Raw genomic sequence first — 19,774 nt, forward strand, 5'->3', positions numbered from 1 at the left:
AATATGATGGTGCTGATCACGGCTCTTTCACCCGCTGCATCAGAAGGCTGCACTGTAAGCTTTCCGTTTACCGTCATGGAGGTAGAACCTCCGCCATCAAGATTCAATGCTCCTACACAACCCATTTCTTTCATCAGCTGCGCAAGCTCAGCGAGGGAAAGACCGGCGCCACCGTTCGGGTTGTTACCTTCCACTGCCAGCAATACGACCATCCCGTTTGCGGTGTAACCTATAGCTGACCTGGCTCTTGACGAAGTGTTATCGACTTCAATCAATTCCTCGGCACTCGTAATATTGATTTCACCATCCTTAATTAAAACCGGAGATCCTCCTATCGCGCTTATAACTGCCCAAGGGCTCCCTCCCGCCGGAAAAGCAGCCGAAGGCACAGCCTGCGGAGCGGTATTCAGTAAATTAGGGCTCGGAGACGGGTAGGAATATACCGTACCATTGCCGGTGCCGACATTATATACCCAGCTAACCGAAGGAACCCCATCAGCCGATATCCCGAACGCACCACGGGTTGGGTAGTAAGCGGTACTCTTCCCGTTGTATGTCCTGTTGAGAGACTTTACATTAGCCGAACTGATAGTACCATTATACTGCACCAGGCTCAGGGAACTTGCTGAAGAAAAGAATCCACCATTTATACATGCAAACCTGTTACCGGGTTCTTCTGCATACACGGCACTCGGTTTCTTTAACACAGTTGTCAGCTTAGGCTTAAATTCAACCCGTGTTTTTGGATTAAAGACCACACAGTAAGCATTCATTCTCTTGTTCATAAAGCTGGTCGTAGTGCGGTAAACCTGTATCCCGTTGGGAAACCCGCGCATGAATGTATCTGCTTTATGCCAGTATGCGGGTAATGCCACCAATGGCGTGGAATCAATTACAGGCACCGGAAATACCGGATACTCTATGACCGTTTTATCGTCATCGGAGCATCCGTAGATTGCCATTGCTATGAGCAAAAGCATAGCTGAAGTTTGTTTAAAAAACCTTGACATGTATAGAATTTTAAGATGAAGCTTTTCTCAGTTTATCGCCATAACTCGTTTTGAGTAAGGGTCTTCGCCCGGTCCAGTTCGCTTTGAGGAATTGGAAAGATATAATGCCGCGGTTCGAAGTTCCGGTTATCCCGGCTGAACCTTACTGCATCAGAAGAAGAATAATCAGCTATATTGTTCAGATCTTTAATGGTGCTTGTTTTGAAATCGGGAGTTGCCGCGATATTACCTGCCGTTTTCGAAGCACCGTAGACCTTCCCGGGCATCACATATTCTGCAATTTTCCACCGGCGGATATCAAACCACCTGAAACCTTCAAGAGCAAGTTCCGAAGTACGCTCCCGCCTTATTAACTGCCGCATCTTATTCTGATCTGAGCTTATGCTTTGTTCTACATCCGGAAGCCCCGCACGCTTGCGAAGTTTGTTGACCGCATCCGTAACAGAATTGTCAATCTGATTGAGCTCGGTCTTAGCCTCTGCATAAGTAAGCAAGATCTCCGCATACCGCATAAATATCCAGCTCACCCTGGCAATGGTGATATTCTCGTCGTTAAACGTATATTTCGCCCACAGGTAGCCAACGCCATTTTTAACAGGGCCGTAAGCATTTGAAAAGTCATTATTTGTCTGAGATACCCATCTGCCGCCATTCAGGAACAGAGTACTGGTATGATACATATCAAAGATTGCCTTTGCATTGTTCTGTGTAATCGTATCTCCCTGCATGACAACGGTGTATTTTAAGCGCTTGTCACGATTCTCTGATGGTTTAGCAGGATCATAAACAGAAGATTCGTCAATTCTCTTTCCATCGGTTGCTTCAAAATTATCCACCAGCCTTTGAGAGGGGAAGCGTCCTGACTGGCCTCCAAGGTTCCTTGACCCCTGCCCGAGCGGAATGTAATTGATGGAACTTTGCGCAGCATCCGAATACATCAGTTCAAACATGATCTCTTTTCCTGAATTAGCATTCTGCCCGCTCCTTGTGAAAAGTGCACCGAATTGAGGGTTAAGACTAAGCCCGGCATGATCCATCACAGACTTTGCCGCCTCTGCTGCCACGGCAAAGTCGCCGTTGTATAAAGCAATCCTGGCTTTAAGTCCGAGTGCAACCGCTTTGTTCAGCCTGCCCCTGTCTGACACAGACCAGTCGAGGTAGCCCGCAGATTCATCCAGTTCTTTGTACAGGAAAGCTATAATATCTGCTTTTGACGATTTTGTCTGACTATAATAATCTTCGTACAGGAGCGGCTGACTGAACAAAGGCACATCTCCAAACATAAACACCAGATGATAATAGGAAAAGGCACGCAAAACCCTCGCCTCTGCCTGTAACCTGTTGTAGACAGTCTGTGCAACCGCTGATTTACCGGCTTCCATCCCGCTGATCATCGTATTGGCGCGCTGGATGGTTGTATAAGCGAAGGTCCATATCGTTGAAAGGCTTCCATGACTTGCATCGTAAGCGCCTTCAGCTGTACTGGCAAGACGGAGTACACCGATATCCGTCCAGTTATCAAAGTTAATCTGGTAGGGAATTGAACCGCTATTCCAGTTTACGGAGTTATACACTCCGGTCAGAGCCACGTCCATCTCGGCCTCTGTCCTGAGAAAGGAACCTGTTGTAGGTTCAGACACCGGTGATTCTTCAAGAAATTTCTGGCAGGAAGAAAAGATAAGACTGCCAATGAGAGCTGCGAAATAAAATATCTTCTTCATAACCTTAAAAGTTTACGTTTAAGCCAAATGTGTACGTTTTCATAATGGGGTAGAATTCGCCATTACTGTTATTAATTTCAGGATCAAATCCCGGATAGAAACTATCCCAGGTGAACAGGTTCTGTCCGCTTACATAAAATCGCACCAGGCCGATTTTCGCACGGCTTGTGATGCTCTTAGGTAAGGTGTATCCCACTACCAGATTCTTGAGTCTTAAATAAGCGCCTGATCTGATCCAGTAAGAAGAATTATCGTAGTTATGAGAAGTATTATTAATAGTGAGGCGCGGATAGGAAGCCCCCGGATTTTCCGGTGTCCAGAAATCCTTCATGTAATCGAACATGGTGCCCTGGAACTGTCCCGAGAAAAATGCCTGTGAACCGGTACCCGACAGATAATTGTCTTTCTTACCAACACCCTGAAAAAAAGCTGTCAGGTCAAATCCTTTCCATTGAGCAGTAAAGTTAGCACTGTACTCATAACGGGGGAAAGAATTTCCAAGAATAGCGCGGTCATAATTATCGATTACACCATCAGGCTGCCCGTTGGGACCGCTGATATCCTTATACCGGATATCACCCGCCTTTGTCACGCTATTCCATCTGCTGGGTCCGCTTGTAACTTCCTGATCAGTTTGATATAAACCATCAGCAACATAGCCATAATAAGAGTTCAGCGGATACCCCTCCCTTGATATCAGCAGTCCGCTTAAATACTCCTGACCATTCAAATCGATTGCTTTATTCTTCACGTCAGACAGTGTCAGCTGCACCTGGTACCTGAAATCATTTATGTTATCTTTCCAGCCTGCTGTTAGTTCCCAGCCTGTATTGCGCATGCTGCCCGCATTAATATAAGGGGCAGAAAGACCGACATATGAGGGAATGGGAATGTTCTGAAGCATGTCTTTGATATCCCGGCGATAATAGTCGGCTGTAACCGACAAACGGTTCTTCAAAAATCCAAGATCTATTCCAATATCAAACTGCGTAGAAGTTTCCCACTTTATACCGGCATACGCAGCCTGACTGACAGCATAGCCATTATTTATTTCATTGTTAAAATAATACGGGTAATTAGTTCCATAGGCGGAATATGCCGGATAATACAAAGGAACTCCGCTATCATCCTGGATATTCTGATTTCCAAGTGATCCATAAGATGCTCTTATCTTTGCTTCGTTAACAACAGGCTTTATACTTTCCCAAAAACCTTCCTGGGAGATGCGGTACCCCGCCGAAACTGAAGGAAACAAGCCCCACCAGTTGTCCTGCAAAAACCTGGAAGTTGCATCCCATCTTCCGTTTGCTTCAATTAAGTACTTTTCATCATAGTTATAGTTAATCCGGCTATAGACGGATGCCATCTTAAACCTGTTTTCCTCTCCTAAAAGGCCGACTTGCGACATATCGCCATTGGTTAAGTAGGGTTTACCGGGATCGAGATTGATGACAGTGCTGCCACCGATTCCGGAGATCTTCAGATTTTCTGTACTAAACCCTCCAAGAAGAGAGACATTATGCTTGCCGAAAGAACGGGTATAAGTGGCCTGCGTTCTGAACATATCACGGGTATTCTCCGTAATAACATCTGACAAAGAATTATTTGCCGGATATAGAACAGACGGAACAAGCGCATTATTCACCACATCTGCGGTGTACACCTGGTATTGTTTGATCAACTTGCGGTTCCTTAAATTAAAACTATTGGAATTGTAGGTTGCCAAAAGCTCAAGCCCTTTTACAGGAGTATATTTTAACGATCCGGCAATTACGCGCGTGTTCGTCACACGATTATCAAAACCGGAAGACCGGGCAAGCGCAATTGGATTTCTGTTAGCCCAGCCTTCCCCATATTCCCCGGAGTTGAAAACGCCGGGCTGGTTGGCTGGCAGCCCGATAGCCTGAGAAATGATAAAATTGGGGGAAGCTCCCCCAGGCCAGTTCCTGTCCTGTTTGTTCAAGGTCAGATCCATAGATGCCTGCAAATTCTTTGCCAGTGCGACATCGGTATTAAACCGAAGGTCATACCGCTTCATTTTCGTATTCTCGGTGATGCCGTTCTGATCGAGAAAACTACCCGAGGCATACATTTTTATCTTGTCTGTGCCGGCCGAGAGGGATAAGTTATGGTTTTGCATGACGCCGTTGTTGCTGAGCACCTGGTCTATCCAATCCGTATCGAAGCGTTCAAAATTGTCGGCACCTAGATTGATATAATCATTTATAAGGCTTTCACTGAAACCGGCAGCCTGCCCTATATTCTGCCGAGCCATATTAAGATACTGCATATGTTCCACCGCGGTCACCTTATTGGGGAAATTACCCGCTTCCTGTTTTGCCAGGTAACTGGTGTACTGTACGGTGGTAGCATCTTTCTTTCCGCGCTTTGTTGTGATGAGTACCACTCCGTTGGCAGCCCTCGATCCATATATCGCCGCAGCAGCTGCATCTTTCAGCACCGATATTGTTTCAATATTATTGGGATCTATCGCATCCAGACTCATTTCTATATTGTCAATCAGTACAAGCGGGTCCTGACCGGCCCTGAACGATCCGATCCCCCTGATCCGGATAGTCCCCTGATCACTCCCCGGCAATCCTGACGCCTGCGTAACCGTCACCCCGGGCGCAATTCCCTGAAGTGCCATAGATGCAGAAGCAACAGGGCGCTTGGCCATCTCTTCTCCCCCAACGACTGAAACACTACCGGTAAGATTTACTTTTTTCTGCGTACCATATCCTACCACAACTACTTCATTCAGTTGAGAACTTACCTCCTTTAACACAACATTCAATTCTGCTGCTGCTTGTACTTTTATTTCAGCAGTTTGAAATCCGATGAAAGTAAATACAAGTGTAGCGCCACCGGAGACGTTCAGACTGAACCTCCCCTGATTATCGGTGGTGGTACCCGTTTTGGCGCCTTTTACTAATACGGAAACACCCGGCAAGGCCTCTCCGCCGGCATCTGTAACCCTTCCTTTGACTAATTTTGTCTGCCCAATCGCTGTTATTGAAGCCAGAAAAGAGAACAGAAGTGTCATTAAGAGAGCGTACCTCTTGGTTTGAGTAAATAGTCCTGTCATAGTTAGTTGTCTAAAAAGTTATATCGTGGTATCTTTTTTTCTGATCTGACATATCACACATTGTCTTTGGGTCATAAACCAGCGAAGGCTTACCATTAGTTAGCATAGGACTAAAATAGAAAAAATTATACAACATAGCAATAATTATTAATTTTTTTTATAAAGTAAATAAAAGAGTATCATACGCGCTTAAGCCACCTAAACAATTAAGGACTTGACTTATCAACTACACCCAGGAGTCATTCCTAAGAAAAAGAAGCTTTTAATTGAAAAAACAAAAATACAGAACCCAAATAATGTAAAAATCCAAATAAATACTGACTTTTCTTATAAAAACCAATAAAACAAAAGCAAATAACAGAATTTATACAGAAAAAACAAGTAAATATTAATTTTTAAGTTTAAATATTCGATAGTTATTTAAAAAAATACAAAAGAAGAGATAAACACCAATTAAAAATCACTACTCGTTATTCGTTGTGCTATTTTTAAATTTTTATAAAAACTTCATCTTTTTTTGCATATTTACCTAAAAAAGCAAAATGACTTTCTTTGAAGAACTCAATGACGATAGCATCTCAGGAGTTGCCTTTAAAAATGCAAACCTTAAAAAAGCCATTATATCTTATTTTGCGACAGCGGGCAGCTGTACTATTGCCGATCTGTGCAAAGAACTTAATCTGAGTGCGCCAAAGGTTAACAATCTGATACTGGACCTGATGCAGGAAGGCCTGGTCAAAGATTTTGGTAAAATTGATTCTACAGGGGGGCGTAAACCTAATATGTATGGCCTTGTTCCGGAATCGGTATTCTTCCTGGGGGTAGATGTAAAACAGGATCATATTAATATCGGGCTTACGGATCTGCAAAAGCGTATTGTCAAAATAAAAGAGAATGAGCCTTACAAACTCAGTAACAGCCCCGAATCACTTAAAGAATTATGCCGCCTGATCAAAAATTTCATCAGGGAATCATCAGTCCCGAAAGATAAAATCCTCGGCGCCGGGATAAATCTGTCGGGCCGGATAAACTATTCGACAGGATATAGCTATAGTTTCTTTCACTTTAACGAGGAGCCGCTAAGTAAGGTGATTGAGTCGGCGCTTGGGTTAAAGACCTTCCTGGAAAACGATTCGAGGGCAATGGCCTTCGGCGAATTCAGTGCGGGCGCAGTCAGGCAAGAGAAGAACGTGCTCTTTCTTAACCTTGACTACGGACTCGGTATGGGGATCATGATCAACAGCCAGCTGTATTACGGCAAATCGGGCTTCGCCGGTGAATTCGGACACATTCCTCTATTCAACAATGAGATCATATGCCATTGCGGAAAGAAAGGGTGCCTGGAAACGGAAGCGTCGGGCTGGGCCCTATCCAGGATCTTTAAGGAGAAGATCCGTTCCGGATCCTCTACTGTTGTCACAAACAACAATATTGATCCTGAAAAAATACAGTTACAGCATATTATAGAAGCTGCCAATAGCGATGATGTTCTTGCAATTGACCTTCTCGCCGAAATAGGGGAAAAGCTCGGACGGGGAATAGCGTTGCTGATAAACATTTTCAATCCCGAGCTCGTCATTTTAGGCGGCAGCCTCTCCACTACCGGCGAATATATCAGGCTTCCCATTAAAAGTTCTATTAACAAGTATTCTTTAAGCCTGGTTAACAGCGACACCCAGCTTAAAGTATCGGAACTTGGAGAAAAGGCGGGAGTTATAGGAGCCTGCCTTCTCGTAAGGAACAGGATGCTGGACTTACATTAAGAGCATAATAGACGCAGATATAAAATAAGAAAAGCCCTGACGGGCTTTTTTTATTTTATATCTACCGGTACAAAGATAAGCGGTGTCGGCAAACATGACGCTCCCGGAGGAGAATACGTAAGCCGGATGGTTTGCTCTTCACCATTGCCAGCCGGAGGGAACACCTGTATCAGGATCGCTTCAGGAGCTCCCTTTGTAATCAAGCGGTCCGACGGCAATTTAACAATCCCTTCCTTAAATTTACCCTGGCTCACAACCATACTTGCAGCCATACCGTTACACCATTTATTATCGGCTGAGCGGGAATTCCATGTCAGCAGGGCTAAACCTTTTCCATCCGTGCTTTTCCATTTCATCTCGATATTATACATCACGCCGTAGTTTCCTGCGAGTTTAGCGCGTTTACCAGTACTTGCGTCTCTTCCTTCTACCCAGGGATCGTTTTTTCCATCAGCAAGCATAACCTGGGCAACTCCGTTTTTCGTATCAAATACACCTTCGGTAAAAACCTGATAATTGCTTACACCAAACAAACCTCTCCCGGCATTGCTATGACGGCTGGAGATAACCGTTTTCAGCTTTTTAAAGGCTTCAGGCCCCGGAGTTGAAGGAGCAGTCTGAACCACTGCAACCTCTGCGGGCTGATCAATGACAAACTCATAAAAGCCATGCACCAGTTCATTGTATTTTACGATGTTCTTCTCTAATTTCTCATCTATGGCAATAACCTGCCCGGGTTTCACAGTACGAATAACGCTTTCGCCCTTTGAGGCAAAATAGTCAGCTAATCCCTGCTTCCCTATCTGGAAATAATTACTGCTCGGTTTCTGGGAAGAGTATTTCAGCATCCTGATATGCATATCTGAAGAGCCGGTATTTTTTATTACAGCAGTGATCTTTCTGTCGATCTCTTCGGGTTCCTTTATGCCATTGACATTGTAAACATACAACCGTACAGCCCCGGGCATCACAGCTTCCTTAAGAGCTACAGCTTCCGGTTCCCGTATGTACTCAGGATCATCAGAAATAATATACTGGGGGCCCGGCAATACCACTTTTTCATAATTAATGAGAGGCATTTTCTCGGTAAGGAATCCAGGCAGTTCGATTACAGTGCCCTGTTTAGCGCTTAGAATAGTCGCCTCCTGTCCGGCACCCCTGATTTGTGCCCCTGCCTGGTTAAGTAAGCCGGCAAATACGCCTGCCGCTAGTAAGGACAATTGTCTCACTTTTTTCAGCTCAATTTTCATTTTACAATAGTTGTGTGTTATATAATCCTAGTCATTTTTATTGCCAGCCAGCCCTGCAAAAAAACTAAAGTGGGCCAGGATACTTTTAGACCAGTATCCTCCTGTGTGTCCGCCTGGCTGTGCTATATAGGTTGCTTTTATTTTAAGCTCGTCACATTTCTCCCTGAACTTCCGGCTTGTGATATACAGATAATCTTCCGTTCCCGAGTCAAAAATAAGCTGCTTATTCAGACCAGCTATTTCAGACAGATGATTTACCACAGAATAGTCGTCAAAAGCCTTATTATCATCACTGTAAGCACCGAGTATATCAGCAATAGTTGTCTTTCTGAACCCCGAATACCGCAGGTTGAGCACACCAGAGGTGCTGCCTGCACTCAGAAACACGTCAGGGTGACGTAGAAACAACCACATCGCTCCGTGTCCCCCCATACTGGCACCGGTGATAAACATTTTCCCCTGATCTATATGATAGGCTTCCTTCATCTGTGGAATCAACTCACTCATAAAGAACGTTTCATATTGCCACCCTTTATTGCCGGGGGAATTGATATACCAGCTTTTTTTCAGTCCATCCGGACAGATAATTATAAACTGATATTTATCAGAAAGCTTTTGCAGATCAGCCAACTTACTCCACGAGGCGTAATTCGCGGAATGACCATGCAGAAGGAATACTGCTGCATATTCTTTTTTAGTATTAAAGTCTGACGGCTTAAATACCCAAACCGTGTCATTACACTTCAGGTTCGCAGAATTAATAATACGGACATCCTGCGCCGATGCATAAAAACAGCAAAACAACAGCTGCGCAAAAACAATCTTCATTCTTAGCGACATTCTTTCATCGTTTTAGTAGTTCGCGTTCATGCAACAAACACCTGGCTTTTGAAACCCGCCTCCACCGCGAGGGAATCCCACCTTATTTTTTCCTTTATACCAGGCCTTTATCAGATCGCAAGATAAGATATATTTTTACAAAACAACTTTAACTTTTAAATATTTTTTAAAAACTTATATACCAGATTTAAGCAAGTGAAATTCCCTAAAACCTCAATCAGATCAATCAGTTATTACTTTATATACTATTATCTATGAAAAAGCCCATTTCAAGAGCCGGACACGGCGTTGCAGAGTACAGTTATATTCCACTTTCAGCCTTCGCTCCTGAATTATTCGGATTCAAAGAAGAGAAAAAAGCAACAAAGATATCCAGGATAGTCGCTGCTTCAGTACTGGCATCTGCACTTTCGGCAAGAGCTGAATGGGGAATTGCTAAGATCACTCCTTTTAAGATGCACCTGATGACGGATATTGCCCTTGGAATATTTCTCCTAACTGCACCCAGGTTATTTGGATTCTCAAAAAACAGAAAAGCACTGAAGGCATTTTTAACACTTGGGATCACAAGTATCGTGGTACCCCTGCTTACACAAAACAAGGAAATGCAACATGTTTAGGATCATCACCCTTTTTCTATTTCTGATAATTTGCCATTACGACTCAATGGCCCAGTTTACAGACAGCACATTTTACTATTTAGGATACGCATCTTCCGGTACGGCCAACAAAACTAATGACGGTGACTCTTACCTGTTAAACAATGCAGTAAAATTCAGTGTAAGAAAAAAAAGCATTTCTCTGAATGCCACTAATAGCTGGATGTACGGCAAACAGGATCAAAAGCTAACCAATAACGATTTCTCTTCTTCTCTCGACTTTAACCTGTACAAAACATTTCCTCACTTTTTCTACTGGGGACTGGCTAATTACAATACCAGCTACTCCCTGAAAATAAACAACCAGCTGCTGGCAGGAGCGGGTATTGCCTATAATTTAGTCGACAAAAAAAACACCCTTATTAACCTAAGCAACGGCATTCTCTATGACAAGAGTGATCTCTTACTGAATGATACGATTCCCGACAGATATCATACCTTCCGTAATTCACTCCGTCTCCTGATCAGGTTTAACATCCAAAATATGATTATATTCGATGGGTCAGGGTTCCTTCAAAACTCCCTGAAGGAAAAAGAGGATTACATTCTCAGATCCAACACGAGTCTTTCTTTTAAACTAATGAAATGGCTTAGTTTAACCACCAATTATAATTACAACAAGATAAACCGCACTGAACGCAGGAATTCATTATTAAGTTACGGACTAACTGTGGAACGTTATTTTTAAGGAGCCTGCCAGAACAGGCTCCCACCCGGTTGATATCAGGTCTTATCCCTAAATAGGTTATCTTAGCTCCATGCTAATGAAAGTTATTCTTACTGCCGCAGGAATATTTGTTCTCATCCTGGTCAGGAAGAGGAAATCAGGAACCTGATCTTCTCATAAGACCCGATGTTTGAGAGAGAAGTAAAGCGGCTCCTCCGACCAGCAATAAAGAGAGTGCAATTTTTTTACGCGAGGGAGGAGTAAACCTGCTCCAGCCTCCGTAAACTCCCGATCCGAACTTAAGCGGCCTGAATAAGTTACCATTCGTCAGTGGAACTTCATCTGCAACTTTCAGATAGCTCTCGATCACTTTTGCAGTAATCCCCCTTGAAATCGACGGAAATAAGAAATGTGATAATCTCAGAAAGGTGGACATACTCCCTACGGTTACTGAAGGCCTGGGATGCTTTGCGAGACGAACTATTGCTTCAGCCAGGTCTTTCGGATCATAAACCGGAGGTGCCGGTTTCAGATACCTGCCGGTAAAGTTCGCTGCGTGCCTGATCCCCGGGGTATCCAGGAATGCGGGGAATGCATCACAGACATGAATACCGGGCCATTGCATCAGTTCACCTCTCAATGCTTCAGAAAATCCGCGCAAGCCGAACTTGCTGGCAGAATAGCCCGTTGCATAAGGTACCGGGAACCACCCTCCGACTGAAATATTGTTAATCAGGATGCCGTAACCTTGTTCTTTGAAATACGGAAGAACTGCATGGGCACCGTGTATATATCCCATGAGGTTGGTTCTGATCACCTGATCAATCACATCGACAGGGGTATCGGTAAAGGAGCCGGCAGAAAGCACACCAGCATTATTAACCCATACGTCTATTTTATCATAGACCTCAAATGCTGTTTTCGCAAGCACCACAACGGCTTCAGCATCGGTCACATCGGTCACAACGCAAATAGCTGCCTGAGCGCCGTTCTGATTACATTCTTCGACGACCTCCTCCAAAGCAAAATCACGCCTGCCGGCCAGTACCAGTCTGGCGCCATACCTGGCAAACTCAACTGCTATTGCCCTGCCGGCACCACCTGAAGCTCCTGTAACCACTACAGTCTTCCCTCTTATGTCCTCTTTGTTTTCAATATTAGTATGTTTATTCATAGTTTTCAGCTGAGCCACGATCAGAACAATATTTGCGCCAAACCGCAAAATCTACTTTAGTTAAACAAAACAACTTAGAAAATCCTTTAATAAACAAAAGCAGGAAAATGCAGGAGGATAAACGATTTCTTTGGTGGCACACCGCTGTTATTTATCAGATATATCCCCGTTCTTACCAGGACAGTAACGGAGATGGCGTAGGCGACCTGCACGGCATCCTTCAAAGGCTTGATTATCTTCAGTGGCTGGGCATCAATACGGTCTGGCTGTCTCCTATTTATCCTTCACCGATGGCCGACTTCGGGTACGACATTTCTGACTATACCGGTATACACCCTTTGTTTGGTTCGCTGGATGACTTTGACAAGCTCCTGGACGAAGTACATGCGCGGGGAATGAAGCTGATTCTTGACTTTGTCCCGAATCACACATCTGATAAACATCCCTGGTTTCTTGAATCCCGTTCTTCACGAACCAATCCGAAGCGCGACTGGTATATCTGGGAGGACGCCGGGCCTGATGGGGCCGTGCCTAACAACTGGCTCAGCGTATTCGGTGGCAGCGGATGGGAATGGGATGAGACAACCCGGCAATATTATTATCACGGGTTCCTGAAAGAGCAACCGGACCTAAACTGGCGGAATCCGGAAGTACAGGAAGCGATGTTCGATGCGATGCGGTTCTGGCTGGATAAAGGAGTTGATGGCTTCCGTGTAGATGTGATCTGGCATATGATCAAAGACAAGGAGTTACGGGACAACCCTGTAAATCCGGACTATCAGCCTCATCTGCCAACGTATGATCAGCTGCTGCCGGTGTATTCTACAGATCAGCCGGAGGTACATCACATTATCCGCAAGATGCGTGCTGTCCTGGATGAATACGATGAGCGTCTAATGATCGGAGAGATCTATCTTCCCATCCAGAAACTGATGTTGTATTATGGAGAAGATAATAAAGAAGCGCATCTTCCTTTCAACTTCCTCCTGATCGATCTCCCCTGGGATGCACAAAAAATTGCGGCGGCTATTGATCAGTATGAGGGTGCGCTTCCTGCCGGAGGATGGCCCAATTGGGTGCTGGGGAATCACGACCGGCCCCGGATTGCCAGCAGAGTGGGAATTCAGCAGGCGCGCGTAGCAGCAATGCTCCTGCTTACGCTCAGGGGAACGCCGACACTTTATTATGGTGATGAAGCAGGAATGCGGGATGTGCCGATTCCTTTTGATGAAGTTCAGGACCCGCAGGGACTCAATATGCCGGATAAAAACCTGAGCAGAGACCCGGCACGAACTCCTATGCAATGGAGCAGTGATACAAATGCCGGATTTACAGAAGGAACACCCTGGCTTCGCCTGGATAAAGCATATCCAAGGGAAAATGTAGAAAAACAACAGGCAGGCGATCTCTACTCAATGTTATTCTTTTATAAAAGACTTATTGCATTCAGGCAAAAAGAGCCCTCGTTGCTGACCGGCTCATACCGTCCTGTGTATGCAGATACGCAGGCAATGGCATATATCAGGCAGGAAGAAAACCAGCCTGCGTTTCTGATAATCCTGAATCTCAGCCATCGCCCTTGCTACTTCACGAGCAAAACACCACTTAGCGGGGTAATTGACATAGCCACATCGCCTGAATCCGAAGGACAGCGTGTCAATGAAAGAATCAGCCTGAGCGGGGACGAGGGAATCATTGTACGTCTGGATTAAGTTCGCCTCCCCCCGACTTATTATGCCAGCTCAAAAGCTGTAACCTATAGAAATATAAGGAAGGGACCCTTCTCTTGAAAATCCAACGGCCCCCTGGATCACGATCAGCTCTGCGGGCACAATGTATATTCCTCCTCCGTATCCATGATGCCATTTCTCTGATTTTTCACCGGTCATCCACACACGCCCCATATCATGAAATCCGATCATGCCTACCGATCCAGGCAAAAGCCAGGAGGTAAAATGAAATAACTTCAAACGCAGATCGATGTTGTGATATACCATACTTTTTCCTGTAAAGCGGTTTGTATGGAATCCCCTTAGACTCCTCACTCCGCCAAGCTGCATCCTCTGAAAGAATGCAGGGCTTCCGAAGGTTGTTCCACCTCCTGCCCTGTTCGCCACGACCAGATTGGAATCGGCAAGGTTAAAGTACACGTTAAATTCTGACTCAATCCTGCCATAGCTGGCATCGCCGTTCAGTTGTCTTTTTGCGGTAAAATTAGTATTCCATAAGATGCCTGAGGACGGAGCAGATGCATCATTCCGGGTATCATATTTAAGCCCCGCTACAGGTCCGGCAAACGCCCGGTCGGCGAAAACCTCCTCTGCCGGATTTGACTGGTTAAAGTCATTAAAAAACCTCATGCCGTTATCACTCCGCTGGCTGAAATAGAACTCCCCCCCGATACCGGCATTCACTCTTAGTTGGGGAGTCAGATTGCGGTTCAGCCTTACAGATGTCTTTATATAATCGTACCTGTTCCTGTAATAGCTCATACCCCGCCCCTCATCTCTTATGAAGGCGGTTTCATTCCCCAGCCCGAAGAAATTCGACACATTATTGGGACCCCAGGAATCAACATGAACACTAAGGTCATTTTTACCGGCAATGCCTGTAAACTGTCCCTCGTAATTTATAATATAAGAGTTTCTTCCGGTTGAATAATTTCCCCATATCTCGTGTTTAACGGCGAAGGGCTCTTTCCTGAAGCCCTGTTTTTCATAGATAATTCCAGCCCGTAACTGGATACCCTGGTCAATATTATAATTGACCATTGCCATCGGGCCAAAGCGGTCGTACTTAAAACTTTTCCTGTTAAAAGAATTTACGAGGCTATCCTCCGATAAGCGTAATTTGACCGGCCGGCCGGCAGCAGCAATATTCGCGTGGGATGGATTATCATAAATATATATCCTGTGTTTGTTCTTTACATCTTTATTTACGTAAAAGCTGTCGGTCTCAGTTCCCCCTATAAGCCTGACCCGGATCTTCGAGACATTGTTTCCCTCAACGTGAAATACATCATCCCCGCCTATTCCATAGATCCTGATCTCCTTTGTCAGGGACGGCGTGAAAACACGTTTATAAAGAAGCCGCCCCCCGGAACCATTCTTTTTCCTGTTGAAAACAGAAAGGCCGGTGCCCCCCCCTTCTGTATAGCTAAGATATATTAACTCGCCTGAAGCCGAAAGCGGAATGTCTACTGTCAGGGCCAGAAACCGGTAATAATCGAGGGCCATAGCCTCCAGGTTATCACGGCGAGCTTTGAATATTTTCTCAAGTTCCTTTCCGTTCTGCCTGTAGATGGTGTCGGGCATCAGGCGAACTGCCGCTTCTACCAATTGGTCAGTTATGGTTCTTTTAACAAAATCTGACTCTGCTTTCCAGTCTTCTTCATCAAGAGAATTCAGGAAGTAACGATCGAAATACCTTGCATTATAGTTCCATCCTTTAACATCCCGGATCTCTTCCCCATAGGGCTGCAAATTTGATTTTAACCACTGATGTGACAATATCCATGGAAAAACCCCGGTAGTTTTATAAAATACTTTATCTCTGTCTCTTGGGACGGGAGAATAAACCGTTTCTCCTTTTGATTTATCCGGGAGCCAGCGCCAGTTATCTTCATGCCGGTCCCAGTCGCCCACCAAAAAATCGAGCAAGCGGGCTCTAAGCACCAGTTTCTGATTGACCCTGACATCATTGTCCTTTTCCGTCTTTCTTTGCACTTTATCCGTGTTGTCCGTCTTATCCGCCTCGTCAGGGGTTCTCTCTTCAAACAAATAAACTGCATTAGCAAAATCCTTCCGGTATTCTCCGAGTCCGGGATCATCTGCAACGTAAACTACTTCCGGGTTAGCGTGAGGCAAACTCAATGCTTCAGCCAAAAGGGGAACCACAAGGGCGCCATAAGGATGCCCCGTCGATACCTGGTCCTGTAAGATGTCTTTTGCTATGGTCGGCCGCAGATTTTCCGGCAATCCCCTCTCGGGATATTTTTGAATTGTCCTTAGTACCCATTCTCTGCCTGAAGCATCTCTCAGTCTGAGAGACCGGGTTTGCATCCCCCCTCCGATTTTCACTACGCTTAAACCGCCCTTTTCCTTCCCGATATCAAGTATCCGCATTTTAACCGGCGTAGCCCATAATTTCCTGTAATTCTCTCCAAGCCAAAAACGGTGTGAACTGCTCACCCTGTCGTATCCCGGTTCAATAGCAACGGTGATACTGTCGGATGTTCCGGTTTTCACCTGTCCGGTGGACAATGTTGCATATAAGGTAAAGCCAATTATAAGGAAAATACTATAAAACAGATTATTCACAGGCATAAGTTAATATCAATTAAAAAGAACGGAAACCCTGATCGCTTTTAAGCCCGATACTCCCTGCAGCTCGTCAAGCTCAAGGAATTCTATCGGTTTACCGAGATATCCCTGTTCCTGAAGATAAGAAATAAACTGCAGATACTCTTCCATTTCGCGGTCGTTAAAGTAAACAAGAGCTATCTTGCCGGGTTGTGTAAGGCGCTCTGAGCTGCCTTTAATACTTACTTTATCTATTCGTTTCTTGATGATCTCATACCGGATATTATAAGCGCCTTCCACATCAAACCGCCTTTCATCATTTCTGAAGCTGATATCAATAGGCGTAGTATGTACAAAAATCAACTGGGTGGTTTGAAGCGGGATCGGAGTCTGCGTCAACAGCGAATTAGTCAACCTGGCCAGTTCAGCCATTGATCTGAGCTGCCACAATCTCAGATTTTTGAGATACAAAAGATTGAAAGGGTGATGCGGAGCAATCGACTGCCCGATATAAATATCATATTCCACGCCGTCTGTTCTGAATTTCTCGAAATAGCAGGGATATGATTCCTGCAATTCAGCCTGAACCTGATCCAGGTAATTATTGACACTGACGTTAATAAGCCGAATGGAAGCCTCAAGGTCTCTCCGGCGTGCAAATCCTGTTCCCCAACTTTCATCTGTAGCGGCTTCGTATTCCCGGAGCAGATCTGACGTACCGGGATAAGCGGTCTTAAAATGAGCAAGAAACGGTTCAACATCCCGTTCGAAAAACTGCGAAAGCAATATTTCATCATTGGTTGTGATGTTATCACTTACACGGTTGAGCCACTTGCCGCATTGATAGACCAGTTCATCAATCAAGGTCAGATGGTGCTGTTTTTTTAGTGTTATCAATGCCTTCTGAAGAGCCTGGAGAAGTGATGTACTGTCTTCCCTGAATGCACGGTTCCGTTCCACAGTTGATTCACGGATATCCACCGCTCCATATAATGGATATACATGATTGAACGTAATGGTTTCAATTTCGTGCTTTTCTCCCACCATTCGCTTAAGCTTGAGGTAATTCCAGGCAGCTTCATTGAACTTCCACTGTACTGAAGGCTGAAGCGACGTAAACTTCCGCTTGATCACACTTTCAATCCTGGAATTAAATTCGTCCGAACAGTTCTGCAATAACTGGCCGATCAAAGTAAAAGCTGGTTCAATGGCCGACAAGGTTTCTTCAAACGGAATCACACGCTGACGGGAATATATCTCCATTATACCAGCCAGATGCATATTGTAATAAATCGGGATAATGGCGTAAGACATCACATGATCGTCAAAGAGCTTCTTCAGAAAAGGGAACTGAGCCACCTTCTCCTCATCCAGCACTCCAAAAAAAAGCGTTCTTGGGCTTTCGAGATACTGGTCAATGAGCAGATCGAATGTTTTCCCCGCCTCCTCCTGCCATGCACTTTGCATGAGAAGACTTTGAGAGCAGTTGTTACTTTCAAATACCGGCCGGCCGTTAAGTTTCAGAAAGGGTAAAAGGCCAAATTCAATCTGATTATCCCCTGCCAGTGTTTTCAACGAATCAATCACCTTCGTGTGGAGTTCTTTACTGTTAGCAGAGTGCCCTAAAATTGCATTCCGGATGCTGTCAATTGAATATTTTGCTGTAAAATCGGTAAAAGTGATCACGGAGAATCCCTCAAACCTGAACAGATCAAGCGGCACAAGCCTGGTAATAAGCTCGATGTCATCTGTTTCCTGCAAGTAAGGTTCCAGATCAGACAGGTTCAGTTCCGGCAATTTACCTTTAAGCTTTATATCTACAAAACGTGTATCTGCGTCTATCCTGAAGTACCGGTTGAGAGAAGTAGAAGGATCAGAATACGTGTAGATCATCTCACTCTTCACGTCTATATTAAATCCATAGAACTTTCTCATAATCATTGAATACACGTATTCGTATTTATGCGTTTTCGTTACATTGACATTCTTTTGAAAGGTAGCCTGATCATTTAAGCTTATACTTTTGCTAAAAGCAGCAAAAGCGTCAGTGCAATAAAAAATATTCTTCGGCACAGCGTTGCTCAGTGCCCAAAGCAATTCTTTCTCATCAGAAATTCCGGGGGTGAGAGAGGCATAAACCAGTTCAAGAAGATCCTGCCTTCCGGCTGCCTCGTCCTCACCTATTATACCAGTAAAAGCAGGCTCTTTTTCAAACAAATCAAGAACATACTGATTAAATTGTTTTTTGATAGTCTTCTCCTCTGAGGTTTTCTGTCTCAGGTATTCCGTAAAACTTTTGAATGTCAAAACAGCCTCCACTATGTCGGGCAGCGGTTTTTCCTGAATGTGAAGAAGCTTCGTTTGCATGCGATTTTTACTATTAACCCCTCCGGTTTGTTTTTGTTGCCAGAATAATCCGGCCGGGCTTATTTTGAGCGGTAATTAAACTTCAGTATGGTGCCCGGCTTTGCCTTATCTCCCTCATTCGATATGTAGAGGTTATTGTCTCTGTCGAATGCAATACCCTCCGGCTGCAGGAAAAGATGAGGCTTTAAATTGTATGTTTTCTTTGTTTTAAAATTGCTGTCTGCCACCAGGAGCATTTTATTTACGGAAGAAAGCACGAACCAGTCACCCGAAACAGGATGCCTGGCGAGCGCAGAAGGCTTTAGCTTAAACTTCTTACCCTGACGTCCAGGGTGATCTTCAGGCAGGCCCATGTGAAACGTTCCGGATATAACCGGCTTTCCATCCCTGCCAGGTTTAAGCTTATATCCCGTCGCGCTCCCATTCTTATCAATAGAACAGTCCTTACAGAGGGCAAATAAAAGTCCACTTTTTTCATCAGCAAATAAGCCTTCATATTCTCCTTTAGGCAGAATTCCTGTCCATTCATTTAATCCGGACACACGGTTTCCTGCTTCCAGCCTGAAAGAAAAGAGTACACCGTCACTCCTTAACACATATATCGTTCCCTTGAAAAAAGCGATGTCCTCATAATCCCCCTTTTTGCCGAACTTTATTTCATCAACCTTCTTACTTTCCGGATGATAGAGAAAAAGAACGCCTGCTTCATCCTGCTCTGCGTAAATCACAGACGGATCCCCTTTATCAAAACATATTCCGGAAATCTCGAGTAATCGTCCGGGCATCTGGTAGACTACCGGATGTGCCAGGTCGTAACCGTCCGGGCTATGATACTGTTTCTGTTTTTGAGCACATGCTGTCAATACTGCGATTACCAGACAGGCCAGTAATGATTTTGCCTTATTCATATATCAGAAAGAGAGACAAGCTTTAG

The 19,774-nt window shown here is 44.7% G+C and carries 13 protein-coding genes; 4 read left to right on the forward strand and 9 right to left on the reverse strand.

The window, feature by feature from the left end; genetic code table 11:
* The 3 genes from DDR33_RS05210 to DDR33_RS05220 all read right to left on the reverse strand — a co-directional run.
* On the reverse strand, window positions 1–1,010 hold a 1,010-nt coding region (locus tag DDR33_RS05210), incomplete at its 3' end, for a phosphodiester glycosidase family protein (RefSeq protein ID WP_146198706.1).
* A gap of 32 nt (window positions 1,011–1,042) precedes the next feature.
* Entirely contained in the window at window positions 1,043–2,731 is a 1,689-nt protein-coding gene (locus tag DDR33_RS05215) for a RagB/SusD family nutrient uptake outer membrane protein (RefSeq protein WP_109414709.1), read from the reverse strand.
* Between the two features lie 4 nt (window positions 2,732–2,735).
* Window positions 2,736–5,819: a SusC/RagA family TonB-linked outer membrane protein gene (locus tag DDR33_RS05220; RefSeq protein ID WP_109414710.1), complete on the reverse strand. Its 3,084-nt coding sequence runs from the start codon at window positions 5,817–5,819 to the stop codon at window positions 2,736–2,738.
* Between the two features lie 542 nt (window positions 5,820–6,361).
* On the opposite strand from DDR33_RS05220, the gene DDR33_RS05225 reads away from it, so the two are divergent.
* Entirely contained in the window at window positions 6,362–7,582 is a 1,221-nt protein-coding gene (locus DDR33_RS05225; RefSeq protein WP_109414711.1) for an ROK family transcriptional regulator, read from the forward strand.
* A 50-nt stretch (window positions 7,583–7,632) separates the two neighbouring features.
* Here DDR33_RS05225 and DDR33_RS05230 read toward each other — a convergent pair whose 3' ends face one another.
* Complete coding sequence (locus DDR33_RS05230) at window positions 7,633–8,832, reverse strand: copper amine oxidase (protein WP_109414712.1); 1,200 nt, start codon at window positions 8,830–8,832, stop codon at window positions 7,633–7,635.
* Between the two features lie 27 nt (window positions 8,833–8,859).
* Window positions 8,860–9,672, reverse strand: coding sequence for an alpha/beta hydrolase (locus DDR33_RS05235; RefSeq protein WP_238387675.1), 813 nt, complete (start codon window positions 9,670–9,672; stop codon window positions 8,860–8,862).
* A 254-nt stretch (window positions 9,673–9,926) separates the two neighbouring features.
* Between DDR33_RS05235 and DDR33_RS05240 the strand changes: the two genes are divergently transcribed.
* Both DDR33_RS05240 and DDR33_RS05245 read left to right on the forward strand, forming a co-directional pair.
* Window positions 9,927–10,292: a hypothetical protein gene (locus DDR33_RS05240; protein ID WP_109414713.1), complete on the forward strand. Its 366-nt coding sequence runs from the start codon at window positions 9,927–9,929 to the stop codon at window positions 10,290–10,292.
* A gap of 46 nt (window positions 10,293–10,338) precedes the next feature.
* On the forward strand, window positions 10,339–11,019 hold the full coding sequence (locus DDR33_RS05245) for a DUF481 domain-containing protein (protein WP_238387676.1): 681 nt from the start codon (window positions 10,339–10,341) through the stop codon (window positions 11,017–11,019).
* Window positions 11,020–11,155: 136 nt separating this feature from the next.
* Here the strand turns inward: DDR33_RS05245 and DDR33_RS05250 are convergent, their stop codons facing one another.
* Window positions 11,156–12,172 carry an SDR family oxidoreductase gene (locus DDR33_RS05250; RefSeq protein WP_109414839.1) on the reverse strand — a complete coding sequence of 339 codons (1,017 nt, stop codon included), beginning with the start codon at window positions 12,170–12,172 and terminating at the stop codon, window positions 11,156–11,158.
* 107 nt (window positions 12,173–12,279) lie between these two features.
* On the opposite strand from DDR33_RS05250, the gene DDR33_RS05255 reads away from it, so the two are divergent.
* A complete protein-coding gene (locus tag DDR33_RS05255; RefSeq protein WP_109414840.1) occupies window positions 12,280–13,884 on the forward strand; it encodes an alpha-amylase family glycosyl hydrolase in 1,605 nt (534 codons plus the stop codon).
* 30 nt (window positions 13,885–13,914) lie between these two features.
* Here DDR33_RS05255 and DDR33_RS05260 read toward each other — a convergent pair whose 3' ends face one another.
* From DDR33_RS05260 to DDR33_RS05270, 3 genes are read right to left on the reverse strand one after another with little or no spacing between them, the layout of a single operon-like run.
* Complete coding sequence (locus DDR33_RS05260; RefSeq protein ID WP_238387677.1) at window positions 13,915–16,491, reverse strand: BamA/TamA family outer membrane protein; 2,577 nt, start codon at window positions 16,489–16,491, stop codon at window positions 13,915–13,917.
* Window positions 16,492–16,506: 15 nt separating this feature from the next.
* Window positions 16,507–18,840, reverse strand: a complete 2,334-nt coding sequence (locus DDR33_RS05265) for a GAF domain-containing protein (RefSeq protein ID WP_109414716.1) — start codon at window positions 18,838–18,840, stop codon at window positions 16,507–16,509.
* Between the two features lie 59 nt (window positions 18,841–18,899).
* A complete protein-coding gene (locus DDR33_RS05270; RefSeq protein ID WP_109414717.1) occupies window positions 18,900–19,748 on the reverse strand; it encodes an SdiA-regulated domain-containing protein in 849 nt (282 codons plus the stop codon).
* Window positions 19,749–19,774 lie beyond the last annotated feature (26 nt).

Origin of the sequence: Pararcticibacter amylolyticus (assembly GCF_003130405.1) — a bacterium.
GTDB classification, from domain to species: Bacteria; Bacteroidota; Bacteroidia; order Sphingobacteriales; family Sphingobacteriaceae; genus Arcticibacter; species Arcticibacter amylolyticus.

Bases quoted from the DNA above. Each gene is read 5' to 3' on its own strand.
- DDR33_RS05245 (WP_238387676.1), top strand. From the start codon at position 10,339: ATGGCCCAGTTTACAGACAGCACATTTTACTATTTAGGATACGCATCT.
- DDR33_RS05255 (WP_109414840.1), top strand. From the start codon at position 12,280: ATGCAGGAGGATAAACGATTTCTTTGGTGGCACACCGCTGTTATTTAT.
- DDR33_RS05270 (WP_109414717.1), bottom strand. From the start codon at position 19,748: ATGAATAAGGCAAAATCATTACTGGCCTGTCTGGTAATCGCAGTATTG.
- DDR33_RS05225 (WP_109414711.1), top strand. From the start codon at position 6,362: ATGACTTTCTTTGAAGAACTCAATGACGATAGCATCTCAGGAGTTGCC.
- DDR33_RS05240 (WP_109414713.1), top strand. From the start codon at position 9,927: ATGAAAAAGCCCATTTCAAGAGCCGGACACGGCGTTGCAGAGTACAGT.
- DDR33_RS05220 (WP_109414710.1), bottom strand. From the start codon at position 5,819: ATGACAGGACTATTTACTCAAACCAAGAGGTACGCTCTCTTAATGACA.
- DDR33_RS05215 (WP_109414709.1), bottom strand. From the start codon at position 2,731: ATGAAGAAGATATTTTATTTCGCAGCTCTCATTGGCAGTCTTATCTTT.
- DDR33_RS05230 (WP_109414712.1), bottom strand. From the start codon at position 8,832: ATGAAAATTGAGCTGAAAAAAGTGAGACAATTGTCCTTACTAGCGGCA.
- DDR33_RS05250 (WP_109414839.1), bottom strand. From the start codon at position 12,172: ATGAATAAACATACTAATATTGAAAACAAAGAGGACATAAGAGGGAAG.
- DDR33_RS05235 (WP_238387675.1), bottom strand. From the start codon at position 9,672: ATGTCGCTAAGAATGAAGATTGTTTTTGCGCAGCTGTTGTTTTGCTGT.
- DDR33_RS05265 (WP_109414716.1), bottom strand. From the start codon at position 18,840: ATGCAAACGAAGCTTCTTCACATTCAGGAAAAACCGCTGCCCGACATA.